This window comes from Aeromonas aquatica, from assembly GCF_000764655.1.
GTDB lineage: Bacteria > Pseudomonadota > Gammaproteobacteria > Enterobacterales > Aeromonadaceae > Aeromonas > Aeromonas aquatica.
In genome coordinates this window covers 35,061-50,075 of sequence record NZ_JRGL01000007.1, presented here as the reverse complement: position 1 = coordinate 50,075, position 15,015 = coordinate 35,061, and the positions used below count along the sequence as shown (strand labels likewise).

Annotated in this window: 13 protein-coding genes; 7 read left to right on the top strand and 6 right to left on the bottom strand. The window is 57.6% G+C overall.

Annotated elements, in window-relative coordinates:
• Positions 1–28 precede the first annotated feature (28 nt).
• A complete protein-coding gene (locus tag LG30_RS0100855; protein ID WP_033128813.1) occupies positions 29–625 on the bottom strand; it encodes an XTP/dITP diphosphatase in 597 nt (198 codons plus the stop codon).
• Positions 626–858: 233 nt separating this feature from the next.
• Here LG30_RS0100855 and LG30_RS0100850 point away from each other — a divergent pair, with 233 nt between their 5' ends.
• The 3 genes from LG30_RS0100850 (at position 859) to LG30_RS0100840 (ending at position 3,779) form a co-directional block, all read left to right on the top strand.
• A complete protein-coding gene (locus tag LG30_RS0100850; protein ID WP_033128812.1) occupies positions 859–2,025 on the top strand; it encodes a multidrug effflux MFS transporter in 1,167 nt (388 codons plus the stop codon).
• Between the two features lie 160 nt (positions 2,026–2,185).
• Positions 2,186–3,235 (top strand): oxidoreductase, encoded by a 1,050-nt coding sequence (locus LG30_RS0100845; RefSeq protein ID WP_033128811.1) that lies wholly within the window; start codon positions 2,186–2,188, stop codon positions 3,233–3,235.
• Between the two features lie 310 nt (positions 3,236–3,545).
• Positions 3,546–3,779 (top strand): hypothetical protein, encoded by a 234-nt coding sequence (locus LG30_RS0100840; RefSeq protein WP_033128959.1) that lies wholly within the window; start codon positions 3,546–3,548, stop codon positions 3,777–3,779.
• A gap of 92 nt (positions 3,780–3,871) precedes the next feature.
• On the opposite strand, the gene LG30_RS0100835 is transcribed toward LG30_RS0100840, so the two are convergent.
• A complete protein-coding gene (locus LG30_RS0100835; protein WP_033128810.1) occupies positions 3,872–4,327 on the bottom strand; it encodes an NfeD family protein in 456 nt (151 codons plus the stop codon).
• Entirely contained in the window at positions 4,324–5,247 is a 924-nt protein-coding gene (locus LG30_RS0100830; RefSeq protein ID WP_033128809.1) for an SPFH domain-containing protein, read from the bottom strand. The genes LG30_RS0100835 and LG30_RS0100830 overlap by 4 nt, the downstream gene beginning before the upstream one ends.
• Before the next feature lie 198 nt (positions 5,248–5,445).
• Here LG30_RS0100830 and cysG point away from each other — a divergent pair, with 198 nt between their 5' ends.
• The 4 genes from cysG (at position 5,446) to cysC (ending at position 10,083) form a co-directional block, all read left to right on the top strand.
• A complete protein-coding gene (gene cysG, locus LG30_RS0100825; RefSeq protein ID WP_033128958.1) occupies positions 5,446–6,873 on the top strand; it encodes a siroheme synthase CysG in 1,428 nt (475 codons plus the stop codon).
• Between the two features lie 105 nt (positions 6,874–6,978).
• Entirely contained in the window at positions 6,979–7,887 is a 909-nt protein-coding gene (cysD, locus tag LG30_RS0100820; protein WP_033128808.1) for a sulfate adenylyltransferase subunit CysD, read from the top strand.
• A gap of 11 nt (positions 7,888–7,898) precedes the next feature.
• Positions 7,899–9,341 (top strand): sulfate adenylyltransferase subunit CysN, encoded by a 1,443-nt coding sequence (gene cysN, locus LG30_RS0100815; RefSeq protein WP_033128807.1) that lies wholly within the window; start codon positions 7,899–7,901, stop codon positions 9,339–9,341.
• A gap of 148 nt (positions 9,342–9,489) precedes the next feature.
• Positions 9,490–10,083: an adenylyl-sulfate kinase gene (gene cysC, locus LG30_RS0100810; RefSeq protein WP_033128806.1), complete on the top strand. Its 594-nt coding sequence runs from the start codon at positions 9,490–9,492 to the stop codon at positions 10,081–10,083.
• A gap of 189 nt (positions 10,084–10,272) precedes the next feature.
• Here cysC and LG30_RS21240 read toward each other — a convergent pair whose 3' ends face one another.
• The 3 genes from LG30_RS21240 to LG30_RS0100800 form a co-directional block, all read right to left on the bottom strand.
• A complete protein-coding gene (locus tag LG30_RS21240; protein ID WP_081965931.1) occupies positions 10,273–11,790 on the bottom strand; it encodes an SIR2 family NAD-dependent protein deacylase in 1,518 nt (505 codons plus the stop codon).
• Positions 11,791–11,932: 142 nt separating this feature from the next.
• Positions 11,933–12,655 (bottom strand): DUF2971 domain-containing protein, encoded by a 723-nt coding sequence (locus tag LG30_RS21235; protein WP_081965929.1) that lies wholly within the window; start codon positions 12,653–12,655, stop codon positions 11,933–11,935.
• A gap of 661 nt (positions 12,656–13,316) precedes the next feature.
• Positions 13,317–14,945, bottom strand: a complete 1,629-nt coding sequence (locus LG30_RS0100800) for a methyl-accepting chemotaxis protein (RefSeq protein WP_033128804.1) — start codon at positions 14,943–14,945, stop codon at positions 13,317–13,319.
• Positions 14,946–15,015 lie beyond the last annotated feature (70 nt).

The window sequence follows — 15,015 nt, the reverse complement described above, 5'->3', positions numbered from 1 at the left end:
TCCGGCGTATCCGGAACCCGGTCGGGTCTCAGTGCGCCGCCGCCAGGGCGGCCTTGAGCTTGGCCAGCGCCTGACCACGGTGGCTGAGCTGGTTCTTCAGCTCCGCCGGCATCTGGGCCGAGGTGCAGTCGTGATCCGGCACGAAGAATACGGGATCGTAGCCAAAGCCGTGCTGGCCGCGGGGCTCATCGAGGATTGTCCCCTCCCAGCTCGCCTGGCAGATGATGGGAGTGGGGTCGTCGGCGTGACGCATGTAGACCAGCACACACCAGAAGCGGGCGCTCTTGAGGTAATCTGGTGCACCCTTGAGCTCTTCCAGCAGCTTGTCGATGTTCTCCTTGTCGCTGGCGCCCACACCGGCGAAACGGGCGGAGTAGACACCGGGGCGACCGTGCAGCAGGTCCACTTCCAGACCCGAGTCGTCGGCGACGGCAGGCAGGCCGGTGATGCGGGCGGCGTGGCGGGCCTTGATGATGGCATTCTCGACGAAGGTGGTGCCGGTCTCCTCGGCATCGGAGACGGCGAACTCGCTCTGCGGGATCACCTGGATCTTCATATCGGCCAGCATGGCGGCCAATTCCTTCACCTTCTTCTGGTTACCTGTTGCCAGGACAAGCTTGCTCATCACGCATCTCCGCAAAAATTATCTGCGCATTCTATGCGGGGCAGGCATTTAGTCAAAGCTCAATTACCCCTTGGCAGGGCCGCCCCGGGCCCGGATCACGGGACGCTGAGGAGCAAGTAAAATACATCTTTCCATAATGGAATAACCGAAGTGATTAAATACCATTTCAATTCATTACTCTGAGTCAGTAGACTCGCGCCCCAATCGAAATTCCCCACGGCTTGAGGTGACTGATGCCATTGATTCTTCTGCTTGTACTCCTGGTGCTGTTCAGTCCGCTGGCCATCGACATCTACCTGCCCGCCATCCCGCAGATGGCCGAGCAGCTCGGCGCCGAGGTCACCCTGATGCAGGGCACCATCACCTGGTTCCTGTTCAGCATGGGGCTGGGCCAGCTGCTGGTGGGGCCGCTCGCCGATCGCTATGGCCGCAAACCCATCGCCCTGGGCGGCGTCTTGCTCTACGGCCTGAGCGCCCTGGCTGCGGGTTTTGCCGCCAGCCTGGGTGAGCTGATGCTGGCGCGGGTGCTGCAAGGCTTCGGCGCCTGCGCTACCTCGGTCGCCGCCTTCTCGGTGGTGCGTGACAGCTATGGCCCCAAGAAGAGCGGCCAGATGATCTCCTACCTCAATGGCGCCATCTGCTTCATTCCCGCGCTGGCACCGCTGCTCGGTGGCTGGCTCACCGCCAAGGCGGGCTGGTCGGCGAACTTCTGGTTCATGGCCGGTTACGCGGTTATCGTCGGTAGCTGGCTGCTGTGGCGCATGCCGGAGACCCGTCCGGAGGAGACCAGCAGCCACGGCCAGTTGATCAGCTGGTCCCGCTACAGCCCTGTGCTGCGCAGCCCAAGCTTCCTGTTCAACGCCAGCCTCTGCATGCTGGCGATGGCGGTGATCCTGGCCTATGTCACCGCCGCGCCCGTGCAACTGATGGTGAAGCTGGGTCTGGACATGAACGGCTTCAGCTACTGGTTTACCGCCAACGCGGCGCTGAACATCCTGGCCTGCTTCCTGGCGCCGCGCTTCATCGCCAGGGTGGGCCCGAGACGCACCCTGCGCATCGGCCTGCTGGTATTGCTGGTATCGGCCGTGGTGCTGACGCTGAGCATGCACCTCGCGCACCCGCTGGCCATGATGGGCCCTGTGTTCCTCTCCAGCATCGGCTTTGCCATGATCCTGGGGGCCGCAGCCGGCATGGCGCTGGCACCGTTCGGCCACTGTGCCGGCACCGCGGCGGCCCTGCTCGGCCTGTTCCAGATGAGCGGCTCCGGCGCCCTGGTGGGGATCACAGGCGCGTTGATGCCGGACCCCCTCAGCCAGCTGGCGCTGCACATGTGGCTGCTGTTGCCGCCGCTGTTGCTGCTGATGACCCGTCAGGGCCGTCGCCTCTGCCTGCAGCCTTGATGGTGCGGGCCGCCCATTTCCTCAGGGCTGATGGATAACGCGGCTTGTGTTGGCAATAAATCCTGTGCTCTGATGAGCACAAACGGGGGCTTAGGCCCCCTTTTCTTTTGCAGGCAACTCGCCTGATACTCATGACACAGATGCCCGTGGAGACAACCGGATGAGTCACACAATTAATGCCGCCCTGGTGGGCTATGGCTTTGCAGGCCAGACCTTTCATGCCCCCTTCCTGACCAGCACCCCGGGTCTCTCCCTCGGTTGGGTGGTGAGCCGGGATGCCGCCAAGGTGCAGGCCGAACTGCCCGGCTGCCAGGTCGGCTCGCTGGAGCAGGTGCTGGCCGATGCGAGCGTGGATCTGGTGGTGATCGCCACGCCGAACGACACCCATGCCCCCATCGCCCGTCAGGCGCTGCTGGCCGGCAAGCACGTGGTGATCGACAAGCCGTTCGCGCTGGACTTGGCCGAGGCCGAGGCCCTGGTGGCACTGGCACAGAAGCAGGACCGGCTGCTCAGCATCTTCCACAACCGGCGCTGGGACGGGGACTTTCTCACGGTGCGCCGGCTGCTGGCCGAGGGAGCCCTGGGCGAGATTGCCCAGTTCGAGTCGCACTTTGACCGCTACCGTCCCGAGGTGCGTCAGCGCTGGCGGGAGGCTGGCGGCCCGGGCTCCGGCCTGTGGTTCGATCTCGGCCCTCACATCCTCGACCAGTCCCTGCAGCTGTTCGGTCAGCCCGACTGGATCCAGGCCGATCTCGCCCAGCAGCGTCCCGGCGCTCTGAGCGATGACTACTTCCACGTGGTGCTGGGCTATGGGGCGCTGCGGGTGATACTGCACGGCAGCTGCCTGGTGTCCGCCACCATGCCGCGTTTCGTGATCCACGGCAGCACAGGCTCCTTCATCAAGTTCGGCATGGATGTGCAGGAAGAGCAGCTCAAGCTCGGGCTACGTCCACCCGCCGCCGACTGGGGTCGGGATCCCGAGTCGGGCCAGCTCAGCCGTGTGGTTGACGGGCAGTCTCAATCCCAGCCGGTAAACGGCGAGGCCGGTGACTACGGTGCCTATTACCGCGGGGTCTGCGCCGCCATCAGGGGAGAGGCCGCCAATCCGGTGCCGGCGCAGGAGGCGCTGGCGGTGATGGCGCTGCTGGATCTGGCCAGGGAGAGCGACAGCCAGGGCAAACGGTTGAGCTGTCAGAAGCTGTCTGACTGAGGTTGATTTTCGGGGCCGGTGCCGGCTGGCTGAAACGGCAATTCATGGCTGACAATGACCATGATGGTGGTGTTTTATTATGCAACTTTCGGCTATTTATAGTGGATTGTATTAATATTTGTCGTTGCAGTAGTCCTTTTCATCCAGCCCACGAGAAAATATCATTGTGATATGCGTTTTCATTGGCGGCGTATGGCGCTATATTTCGCGCGCCTCTTGGCTCCCGGTGTATGGCTTTGCTTACCGGGGGTGAAGACGCACAGTGATGGTCGTCGAGACTATCTCTCCATCTTTTTTTGAGGGTATGCACATGAACAAAGTACTGGTAGCCGGTATCCTGGGTCTGATGTTGACCGCCTGTGGTCAAAAAGAAGAAGCCGCCGCTCCGGCCGCTACTCCGGCCGCCGAAGTTGCTGCAACTGTTAGCGAAGCTGCCTCTACCGTAGAGAAGGCTGCTTCCGAAGCCTCTGCTACCGTCGAGAAGGCTGCTGCTGACGTAGCCACCAAGGCGGAAGCTGCAGTGAGCGATGCCAAGGCCAACTAAGCCTGCACCTCATCTGAAGACGGGCCCGGCGCTTGTGCGCCGGGCCCGTTTTTTTATGGGGCTCTCACGAGGTTATGAGGCTGGTGCCGCGCTCAGGTCAGCGGCTCCACCAGCAGGATGTGGGAATCCGCACCCACCACCCTGACCTTGCTGCCCGCCGGCAGGGCGACCTCGCAGCGTACCGTCCAGACGGTGTCGTCCAGGTGCACCCGACTGGTGCCCTGAGTCACATCATCCAGCAGGGTCAGCTCCCGCCCCAGGTAGCTGTGCATCCGCTCGTTGATGGGGGCGGCCGCATCGCGGCTCGAGCGGTCGCGCCTGTGCTGCCAGCGCCACCAGGCCCAGGTGGTGAACAGGGACTGCACCGCGAACAGCAGCAGCTGTGCCTGCCAGCCGAAGGGCCACAGCAGCAGCAGGATCCCGACCTCCAGCGCGGCTATGCCGGTCCAGAGCAGGAAGCCCACCGAGCCCAGCACCTCGATGGCCAGCAAGGCGAAGCCCAGCCCCAGCCAGTGCCAGTGCGTCAGCCCCTCGAACAGGGCTGTCATGATTTGCTGCCCTTGCCATCCTTGTTGAACAGTTCGGCCATGCCGGCGACCGAGCCTATCAGGCTGCCCGCCTCCAGCGGCATCATGATGATCTTGCTGTTGGGGCCTTCACCGATGCGGGCCAGCGCCTCTGTGTATTTCTGGGCCACGAAGTAGTTGATGGCCTGCATATCCCCCTCGGCAATGGCTTTGGAGACCATGTTGGTCGCCTTGGCCTCCGCCTCGGCGGCCCGCTCCCGTGCCTCGGCGGCGAGGAAGGCGGCCTGGCGTTCACCCTCGGCCTTGAGTATCTGGGACTGCTTCTCGCCCTCGGCTTTCAGGATCTTGGACTGGCGTACCCCTTCGGCCTCCAGTATCTCGGCCCGTTTCTGCCGCTCGGCCTTCATCTGGGCGTTCATGGCTTCCACCAGCGCCAGCGGCGGGCGCACATCCTTGATCTCGATCCGGGTCACCTTGATGCCCCAGGGGGCGGTGGCCGCATCCATGGTGCGCAGCAGCTTCTCGTTGATGGTGTCGCGCTGGGAGAGCATCTCGTCCAGCTCCATGGCCCCCAGCACCGTCCGCATGTTGGTCATGGTGAGATTGCGGATGGCGCTGGTGAGATCGTTGACCTCATAAGCGCCCTTGCGGGCATCCACCACCTGCACGAAGCTGATGGCGTCTATGGTGACGTTGGCGTTGTCGCGGGAGATCACCTCCTGGGCGGGGATGTCGAGCACCTGCTCCATCATGATGATCTTGTGGCCCACGCGGTCCACATAGGGAATGAGCAGGTTGAGGCCGGGTGTCAGGGTACGGGTGTAGCGGCCGAAGCGCTCCACCGTCCAGTTATAACCCTGGGGCACTATCTTGATGCCGGCGCTCAGGGTAGCGAGCACCAGGAATACAAAGATCCCCAATACAATCAATGACTCATTCATTATTAAGCTCCTTATGAAACACTTTCATTAGCCTAGAGTCTGGTGCCCGGCACCACAAGGACATTCACTCGCCTTTGCCAGCTTGGGGCTTTACTAATTACCAAAACGCATTAAAGAGCATTTTTTATTATTTTGAAGGAATAAGCAGCCTGCCTATAGTCGCCCCAGATGTCGTCGTATGCCGAGGAGTGGGCCCTGATGGATTATTTACCTATGTTTGCCAGGTTGGAAGGCCGCCCGGTATTGCTGGTGGGTGGGGGCGAGGTTGCCCTGCGCAAGGCGCGCCTGCTGCTGGCGGCGGGTGCCAAGCTGACCCTGGTTTCCCCCGAGCTCGACCCGGCGTTTCATGAATTCGGCGACCGTTTCACCCATCTGGCGGAGCGCTTCACGCCGGATCACCTGGCGGGCCAGCAGTTGGTGGTGGCCGCCACCGACAGCTTGGAAGTCAATGCCTTGGTCTATCAGAGCGCCGACGCGCTCGGCCTGTTCGTCAATGTGGTGGACGATCCACAGCGCTCCAGTTTTATCTTCCCTTCGATCATCGATCGCAGTCCCATCATGGTCGCCGTCTCCAGCGGCGGCAAGGCACCGGTGCTGGTGCGGTTGCTGCGCGAGCGGCTCGAAAGCCTGCTGCCCCGCCATCTGGGCGGGCTGGCGGAGCTCTCCGGCCGGGTGCGCGGCAAGGCCAAGCAGCTGCTTGCGTCCATCTCGGATCGCCGCCGTTTCTGGGAGCGGGCCTTCGCCTCCAACAGCCTCGCCAGTTTGATCGAGAAGCAGGATTGGCAGGGGGCCGAGCGCTGGCTCAACGAGGGGCTGGACAAGGCACAGACCGAAGTCGGCGAGGTGGTGCTGGTCGGGGCCGGTCCCGGCGATCCGGGCCTGCTGACCCTCAAGGCGCTGCAACAGATCCAGCAGGCGGAAGTGGTGCTTTACGATCAGCTGGTCTCCCCCGAGATCCTGGATCTGGTGCGCCGTGATGCCACCCTGGTGTCGGTCGGCAAGAAGGCCGGCGCCCACAGCGTGCCCCAGGAGGAGACCAACCGCCTGCTGGTGGAATATGCCAGGGCGGGCAACCGGGTGGTGCGCCTCAAGGGCGGGGATCCCTTCATGTTTGGCCGGGGTGGCGAGGAGCTGGAAGTGCTGGCCGCCGAGGGTATTCCCTTCTCCGTGGTGCCGGGCATCACGGCCGCCGCCGGTGCCACCGCCTATGCGGGCATCCCGCTCACCCACCGTGATCATGCCCAGAGCGCCGTCTTCATCACTGGCCACTGCCAGGGGGATGGCAAGGAGCCGGATTGGCAGCAGCTTGCAGTGACCAACCAGACCCTGGTCATCTACATGGGGCTGATGCGCTCGGAACACATTCAACAGCAGCTGGTCAGCCATGGCCGAAGCCGAGCCACCCCCATCGCCATCATAGAGAGAGGCACCCAGGCCAGTCAGCGTGTGCTGACCGGCACGCTTGGCGAGCTGGCCACACTGGCCGCCCAGGCGGCCAGCCCCTCCCTTATCGTCATCGGTGAGGTGGTGGCCCTGCGCGAGCAGCTGGCCTGGTTTGGCGAGCAAGGGCGAGAGCAGGCTGCCGATGCGGGCAGCACGGATCTGAAGCTGGTCAGCCTGGCCTGAGCCATCTCCCGCCAAAGACGAATCGATTTTTTGGCGCCGCCAACGCGGCGCCGCACTGAACCCACGGCACGCCAAGGCGTGCTGGTAATGACTGAGGACCCAGACATGGATCGTGAAAGACTAACCCACCTGCAACAACTGGAAGCCGAGAGCATCCACATCATCCGCGAGGTGGCCGCCGAATTTGAAAACCCGGTGATGATGTACTCCATCGGCAAGGACTCCTCTGTCATGCTGCACCTGGCCCGCAAGGCCTTCTACCCGGGCAAGATCCCTTTCCCGCTGCTGCACGTGGACACCAACTGGAAGTTCAAGGAGATGATCAAGTTCCGGGACGAGACCGCCGCCAAGTACGGGCTGGATCTCATCGTCCACAAGAACCCGGATGGCCTCGCCATGGACATCAACCCCTTCGTGCACGGCAGTGGCAAGCACACCGACATCATGAAGACCGAGGGGCTCAAGCAGGCGCTGAACAAATACGGCTTCGATGCCGCCTTCGGTGGCGCCCGCCGGGACGAGGAGAAGTCCCGCGCCAAGGAGCGGGTCTACTCCTTCCGCGACAAGTCCCACCGCTGGGATCCCAAGAACCAGAGGCCCGAGCTGTGGCGCGTCTACAACAGCCAGGTCAACAAGGGGGAGAGCATCCGGGTGTTCCCGCTCTCCAACTGGACCGAGCTCGACATCTGGCAATACATCTACCTGGAAAACATCGACATAGTGCCGCTCTACTTCGCCGCCGTGCGCCCCGTGGTGGAGCGCAGCGGTATCAAGATCATGGTAGATGACGAGCGCATGCCCATAGGCCCGGAAGACGAGGTGAAGCAGGAGCTGGTGCGCTTCCGCACCCTCGGCTGCTACCCGCTGACCGGGGCCATCGAATCCGATGCCACCACCTTGCCGGAGATCATCGAGGAGATGCTGCTGACCACCTCCAGCGAGCGGCAGGGACGGCTCATCGACCACGATCAGGCGGGCTCCATGGAGCAGAAGAAGCGTCAGGGATATTTCTAAGGAATCGACACATGAACAACCACATTCAGACCGCCATCACAGAGCAGGGTATCGAAGCCTACCTGCACGCCCAGCAGCATAAGAGCCTGCTGCGTTTTCTCACCTGCGGCAGCGTGGATGACGGCAAGAGCACTCTCATTGGCCGCCTGCTGCACGACTCCCAACAGATCTATGAAGATCAGCTCAAGGCGCTGGAGTCCGACAGCCAGAAGCTCGGCACCACGGGCGAGAAGCTCGACCTGGCGTTGCTGGTGGACGGCCTGCAGGCCGAGCGCGAGCAGGGCATCACCATAGACGTGGCCTACCGCTATTTCTCCACGGCGAAGCGCAAGTTCATCATCTCGGACACCCCGGGCCACGAGCAGTACACCCGCAACATGGCCACCGGTGCCTCCACCTGCGATCTCGCCATCATCCTCATCGATGCCCGCAAGGGGGTGCTGGATCAGACCCGTCGCCACAGCTTTATCGCCAGCCTGCTCGGCATCAAGCAGTTCGTGGTGGCGGTCAACAAGATGGATCTGGTGGAGTTCAGCCAGCCGGTGTTCGATCGCATCAGCGCCGAGTATCGGGAGTTCGCCAAGAAGCTCAACGTCGAGACTATCCAGATAGTGCCGGTCTCGGCGCTGGACGGGGACAACGTGGTCAACCAAAGCGACAAGCTGGCCTGGTATCAGGGGGAGACCCTGCTCTCCCTGCTGGAAACTGCCGAGGTGGAGCGCGAGCTGGAACGCCATCCGGTGCGCCTGCCGGTGCAGTACGTCAGCCGTCCGAACCTGGATTTTCGCGGCTTCGCGGGCACCCTGGCATCCGGCATCTTGCGGGTGGGAGATACCCTGGCGGTGCTGCCGTCCGGCAAGCAGAGCAAGGTGACGCGCATCGTCACCTTCGACGGGGATCTGGAGTACGCCCTGCCGGGTCAGGCCATTACCGTCACCTTCGCGGACGAGATCGACATCAGCCGCGGGGATCTCTTGGTGGACGCCGCTCGCCAGCCCAAGGTGACCCAGAACGTACTTGCTCACATCGTCTGGATGGGGGAGGAGTCCCTGCAACCGGGCCGGGTCTATGACGTCAAGCTGGCCACCAAGAAGAGCCGCGGTCAGGTGGAGGCCATCCGCCATCGCATCGAGATCAATAAGTTGGGCGAGCTGGCGGCGAGCGAGCTCAAGCTCAACGAGATCGGCCTGTGCGAGCTGAGCCTGACAGACCCGGTGGCGTACGATCCCTATACGGATATCCGCGACACCGGCAGCTTCATCCTCATTGACCGGCTGACCAACGTCACCGTCGGCGCCGGAATGATAGTGGAAGGGCTGGCCGCGAAAGTGGTGACTCTTGGTGGCAAAGCGGAGCAGTACAGCGAGTTTGAAGTTGAGCTCAACGCCCTGGTGCGCAAGCATTTCCCCCACTGGCAGGCGCTGGCCGTCGGCAACGACAGCGGCAAGCAATAGAGCCTGGTGCCCTCTCCCTCGGGGGGAGAGCACGATGAAGAGCTTCCCCCTCATCCCCAGCCCTTTCTCCCGCCATTAAAAAGAGAAGGAGAGGGGGTTACTTCCTCTGGAAGAGGGCGAGGGATCGAGCCGTAGAGAAGGAGTCTGGATGAACAATGTCGTGTGGCATCAGCATGCCGTCAGCAAGCAGAGCCGATCGCAGTTGAAGGCACAGAAACCGCTGGTGCTCTGGTTTACCGGCTTGTCCGGGGCGGGCAAGTCCACCCTGGCGGGGGCGCTGGAGCAGGCACTGGCGGCCGAGGGCAAGCACACCTATCTGCTGGATGGCGATAACGTGCGCCACGGCCTCTGTGGTGATCTCGGCTTCGACGATGCCGCCCGGCAGGAGAACATCCGCCGGGTCGGCGAAGTGGCGAAATTAATGGTGGATGCGGGCCTAATCGTCCTCACCGCCTTTATCTCGCCGTTCCGTGCCGAGCGGGATCTGGTGCGAAACCTTCTGGGGGCGGACGAGTTCGTCGAGGTATTTGTCGATGCACCGCTCTCCGTCTGTGAAGAGCGCGACCCCAAGGGGTTATACAAGAAGGCGAGGGCGGGGGAGATCCGCAATTTCACCGGCATCGATTCCGCCTACGAGGCGCCGGAGCAACCCGAGATCCATCTGCTAAACGCCGGTAAGCCGGCGGCCGTGCTGGTGGATGAGCTGCTGACCGCCCTGCGCCAGCGGGAGCTTCTCGACTGAGGTCGCTTGACCATAACGAGCATTGATATAAGAGGGGGGCAGGTGCCCCCGCTTACTGCCTGCCAACCATTCCCTTTGTCGCTGCCGCTATTTCTCCGCCGAGCGTTTTTGAGATGGATGTAGGGTGCAATAAGTGCAGCGCATTGCACCGTAAGTCAAATTGTTTACGTCCCATCTATAAACTGCTAGTTATATGTTAACAATGCTATCTATACGCATTTTTTGTGCGTTAGTAATGTTTTTACAATCCTTTAATTTTGATAGCCAAGCTTGGTCAGATTCTCGATAAAATGAGAGTTCATCTTTTTCCATTTCAATGAGAATTCCTTCAATATCTGATTCACTAAACCAATTTATTTGCTTGCAAAACACATCCCATGTATCCCAGCACTTACCAAGTTTACCTTTTCCAGACCACCTTAAAACTTCTATTATGTGAGAGATTCGTTCACTGTATATTGAGCTTTCGACGCCTGGTGAAATTCTCAATACGTTATAGAATGGCTGTTTGGCACTATAAAAATCCCATACTCCATCTGACTTGGAGCACAATCTCATTACCGATGTGTAAAAATTTTCTCTTACAACTTGGTTAGGATACCCATCTTCATTTACCAATAAAACTATAGAGTTAACTATTTGATCGATTTCTCTATAAGACATTATGTTTTCAGGGGATAATAGTTTCCCACCAAATTCTACATACAGCAATTGATTAGATAGTATTTCTACAAAAGCTTTAACAGATTGCTGTCTAGAGTCACGATTATTAAAGCGTTTCAATACATCATCTTGAGATATTTTTTTATTGACAATAATAAGATCTACAATTTCCTTTAATCTCACTTTTATATTTGCATGCTCCACAAAAAATCGTTTTCCGGATTTTTTATACTCTCTGAATTCACTTGAAAGATCTTCTAAGAACTCACCTATTTCAGCTTTTATAATATGAATGTTTTTATCTTTAAATAGTAATTTTGATTCTTGTAAAACCTTGTCATCAACTGTTGGGTGAACAACCATAAATGCAGGCGGCTTTTCTTCTCCTAAGTGGGCATAAACTTCGTCATATAAAAATCCAATATTTGGATCTGTCAGGCTATAGCCAAGGAAAATTGGAGAAGCCTCTGAAAATAAGGTGTATATTTTCCTGTTGAGGTAAGTGTCCTCTCTTTGAAATGAAAAGTATTGGCTTTGGGTGACTACTATACTTGCCGGTCTTCCCACATCACCATGAATTTTAAATAAATTTTTACCCGTATTTGAAACTTGAGGTGCTCTATCTTTTCTAACTACAACATTTACGAGGTTATCATATATAGTTTCTAATTGGTTATCCCAGTTGGTAGTCACTATCATATTGGGAGAAAATGCTCTAAAACGTCGAACCCAGTCAGGTTCAACATTATCACTTTTTAGCTCTAAGAGTGATTCAGCAACTAAAGAGTTAAACTTGATTTCATCAAACCCTTTTTCTTGTTTTGAAAATGCACATAGTAGTTCTGCAGCTTTGAGGGGATTTTTAACATCGAGATCCAGCGGATATTTAATTTTATCACTAATCTTTTTTAAAACATCTTCCCAGCTACCAAATCCAAAATTATATGAAAATCCTGAACCTATCCAGAGAAAGTAGTTTTTTAAGTATATTGATGAAAAAAGGCTTATTTTTACATCATAATTCAATTGGTTGATACAGCTCATAATTATCCTTGTAAATATACTGCTTTTTAAATGTGTGAGTAACGCAATACATAATAATCTGCAGGAACCTTAATTGCTAAACACAATGCATAGTAAAAGCGACATGCGTTGCGAATCACTATTAAAATATTGTGAGGTGACATTACCAAGTCAGGTCTAATGTTTCCTTGTTTATTTCCATTTCATATATAGGGAAATTCTCTGGTAGGAAATTCAATAATTCCAAAACAACTTTCTTAGTGATTAAATCGCAATCAACCCCAAAATATACTTCTTTAATCTGCTCTTCTTTGTAAAGCCAATATCCTGGTTGTTTTCTCCAAATTCTATATTCAGATTCTTGATGCCAATGTTTTGACTTAACAGATAAGTCTCTCAGGAATATATGCCTGAACTCGTCTTCACCATTCATAAATCTAAAGTATTCTTCAACGTTCCAATCTGGCAAATGATTCAAGTATTCAACTTTTTGTAAACTGTCTTGAGCTTCGTCCGTATCAGGCTCAATACCAATTACCATTCCCTTGTGACAATTAGCATAATGAGACCACATTAATACGTCATCGCACTTTGTGCTTAGTGAGCAAAAGGCAAATGAATTAGCCATTCTCTTTCTGGACTCAGAGAGTATTTTGTTTACTTGATTATTAGGTAAATTAGCCAGCATAGCTAGTGGTGAGTTTGGAGTTGATTTAATTAGCTCGTGAAGCTTCACAATCTCAGGAACAGGTAAAGTTCGTTCAAGTATATCCAAACATTCAGAAGGATCATTCATTTCTCTAGGGTTATGACACCATAATCCTCTCACAGCTAATGCTTTGAAAGTAAATTCATTGCATGGCATGTATTTATATAATATCAACATATCCTCCTTTGTTACCAATGCTTATGAGAGGGGTAAATAGTTATTTAATTTCTGACTTCTCGGTGTTTGAAAAACTAGTTACACCCACAGAAATAAAAAATTTGTAATGAAATTGGGACTGCCACTATGTTTGAGTGACGCACTACATGCCGCCACTTGCTTATCTATTTCATCAGACAAAGCTACTGCCCCTGAATGACAGCCTCCAGTTTGCTGATGTTTACCTGCGGTGTTGCTCTGGCCTGATTCATGGTGACTCCGACGAGAGATTTTCCTGATGGCTATGTTATCGAACGGGGCTGGTGAGGGAAGGGGGAGATAGTGGTTTCTCGGGCGAGATCAATAAATTGAGTGACTATTGGGTGGTAATGGCCGGTTCAACTCCCTCAACGCTCAACGCTCAACGCTCAACGCTCATCGTGCATCGGGGCGGAGTTAGGGCCATTTTGAGTACGGTGTCGTGCAGCAACCATTAAAGATCGGTAAAGGAAGCCGGTGGCGGTGATGGTGAATGAGCGGCTGGCCGTCCTGTGTAATCGGGGGCTGATTTAGGGCTCAGCCCTTAGCCTCATAATGTCGATGGGCCCTGTACCGGTGACGATACGGGCCCATTCTTTTTTAGCGCACGGCCTACTTAGTTCTTGGTGGTGACGGGATCGGCTCAGCGGGCGAGCAGGGTTCGACCATTGGGTTGCGGTTCACTGGCTGCGTGGGGGGCGGGGCGTTGCTGGAACTGGCGCACCAGCCGCTCCAGTTCGTTCAACTGGCGCACCAGCGCTATGACGCCCTGCACCGCGTGCTGGCTGCCCTGACTGGAGTCATCCGCGAGGCTCTTGATGTTGAGCACGTTGCGGTTGATGTCCATGGTGACCTGGGATTGTTCCTGCACCGCCTGAGCAATCTGGCTGCTGCCGGCGGCCACCTGCAGCAAGCGGTCGCTTATCTGCTGCAGCACGTCGCCGGTGGCGGAGGCCTTGAGGCGGCAGCTGGCCGAGAGCTGCTCTCCCTTCTCCATGGCCTGCTCCGCATCCCCGGCACTGCCTTGCAAGAGGCTTATCATCTTCTGGATCTCGCCGGTGGAGGACTGGGTCTTGATGGCAAGGGAGCGGATCTCGTCCGCCACCACCGAGAAGCCACGCCCCGCCTCACCGGCCCGGGCGGCCTCGATGGCGGCGTTGAGGGCCAGCAGGTTGGTCTGGTTGGCGATGCTGTTGATCACATCCAGGATGCCGTCGATGGCCCGGCACTGGCTGGCTAGCGTGTTGATCACCCCCTTGGAGGTGACCAGCTCGCTGTGCATCCCTTCCACCGCCGTCATTGTCTCCAGCACGCTGCGGTTGCCCTCCTTGAACAGATCGGCGGTTTCGTCCAATCGATCGGAGGAGGCGGTCGAGCTGTGGGAAACCTCGCGGATGGATTCCGCCATTTCGGTGATGGCGGTGGCGACTTGGTTGGTCTGCGCCTGTTGTTGCTGCAGGTTGTCGGTGATGGCCTCGGCGTTGTGCAGGTCCGTCTGCGCCGCCCGCAAGATTTGCTGGCAGGTTTGCTGGGTGCGGGCCAGCACGGCATTGAACTCGGCCTGATTCATCCGCATGGCGAGCTCGACGGCGGCCAGGTTGTCGACCCGGCCCGTGTAAAGCAACTGCATCAGCGGGTTGTCGAAGCGGTTGCGGGCCAGCTTGCCGAGTTTGCCGAGGCGCCGGGAGAGGGCGTTGACGATCAGGGCGGCGCCTGCCAGTGGCAGGACGGCTGCGGCCAGCAGCCAACCCGACTCGTGGCGATAGCCCAGCGCCAGCATGGCCACCAGGGCAAGCAGCAGGCAGAGGTTGAGTACCAGCGTGTGGGAGAAGGCCGGCAGACGCAGGGCCAGGGGCTGCTTGTCTTCCCTGAGCTGGGCATAGACCTGCTCCGCCCGCTGTTTCAGCTCCCCATCCGGCGCGGTGCGCACGGATTGATACTCCACCACCTTGCCGTTGGCATCCTGAATGGGGGTGACGAAGGCATTGACCCAGTAGTGATCGCCATTCTTGCAGCGGTTCTTGACCGGTCCCATCCAGCTCTTGTTCTGGCGCAGGTGTGCCCACATGTCGGCGAAGGCCTGGCTCGGCATGTCGGGGTGGCGCACCAGGTTGTGGGGGGCGCCTTGCAGCTCCTCCAGCGCGAAGCCGGCGATCTGGCAGAACTCCTCGTTGGCATAGGTGATGCGACTCTCCAGATCCGTGGTCGAGATCAGGCTCTGATGCTCCGGAAAGAGGCGCTCACGCTGGGTTACGGGTTGATTGACTCTCATAGGGATTCCGACTGGGATTGGGGCTATGAGTCCCGTCTGCAAGCCGTGCACCAGAGTGGCGGAAAAAGCT

What these genes read in the sequence shown, in the direction of transcription:
- cysN (WP_033128807.1), top strand. Translation starts at nt 7,899, where the DNA reads ATGAACAACCACATTCAGACCGCCATCACAGAGCAGGGTATCGAAGCC.
- LG30_RS0100830 (WP_033128809.1), bottom strand. Translation starts at nt 5,247, where the DNA reads ATGAATGAGTCATTGATTGTATTGGGGATCTTTGTATTCCTGGTGCTC.
- LG30_RS0100855 (WP_033128813.1), bottom strand. Translation starts at nt 625, where the DNA reads ATGAGCAAGCTTGTCCTGGCAACAGGTAACCAGAAGAAGGTGAAGGAA.
- cysG (WP_033128958.1), top strand. Translation starts at nt 5,446, where the DNA reads ATGGATTATTTACCTATGTTTGCCAGGTTGGAAGGCCGCCCGGTATTG.
- cysC (WP_033128806.1), top strand. Translation starts at nt 9,490, where the DNA reads ATGAACAATGTCGTGTGGCATCAGCATGCCGTCAGCAAGCAGAGCCGA.
- LG30_RS0100840 (WP_033128959.1), top strand. Translation starts at nt 3,546, where the DNA reads ATGAACAAAGTACTGGTAGCCGGTATCCTGGGTCTGATGTTGACCGCC.
- LG30_RS0100850 (WP_033128812.1), top strand. Translation starts at nt 859, where the DNA reads ATGCCATTGATTCTTCTGCTTGTACTCCTGGTGCTGTTCAGTCCGCTG.
- LG30_RS21240 (WP_081965931.1), bottom strand. Translation starts at nt 11,790, where the DNA reads ATGAGCTGTATCAACCAATTGAATTATGATGTAAAAATAAGCCTTTTT.
- cysD (WP_033128808.1), top strand. Translation starts at nt 6,979, where the DNA reads ATGGATCGTGAAAGACTAACCCACCTGCAACAACTGGAAGCCGAGAGC.
- LG30_RS21235 (WP_081965929.1), bottom strand. Translation starts at nt 12,655, where the DNA reads ATGTTGATATTATATAAATACATGCCATGCAATGAATTTACTTTCAAA.
- LG30_RS0100800 (WP_033128804.1), bottom strand. Translation starts at nt 14,945, where the DNA reads ATGAGAGTCAATCAACCCGTAACCCAGCGTGAGCGCCTCTTTCCGGAG.
- LG30_RS0100845 (WP_033128811.1), top strand. Translation starts at nt 2,186, where the DNA reads ATGAGTCACACAATTAATGCCGCCCTGGTGGGCTATGGCTTTGCAGGC.
- LG30_RS0100835 (WP_033128810.1), bottom strand. Translation starts at nt 4,327, where the DNA reads ATGACAGCCCTGTTCGAGGGGCTGACGCACTGGCACTGGCTGGGGCTG.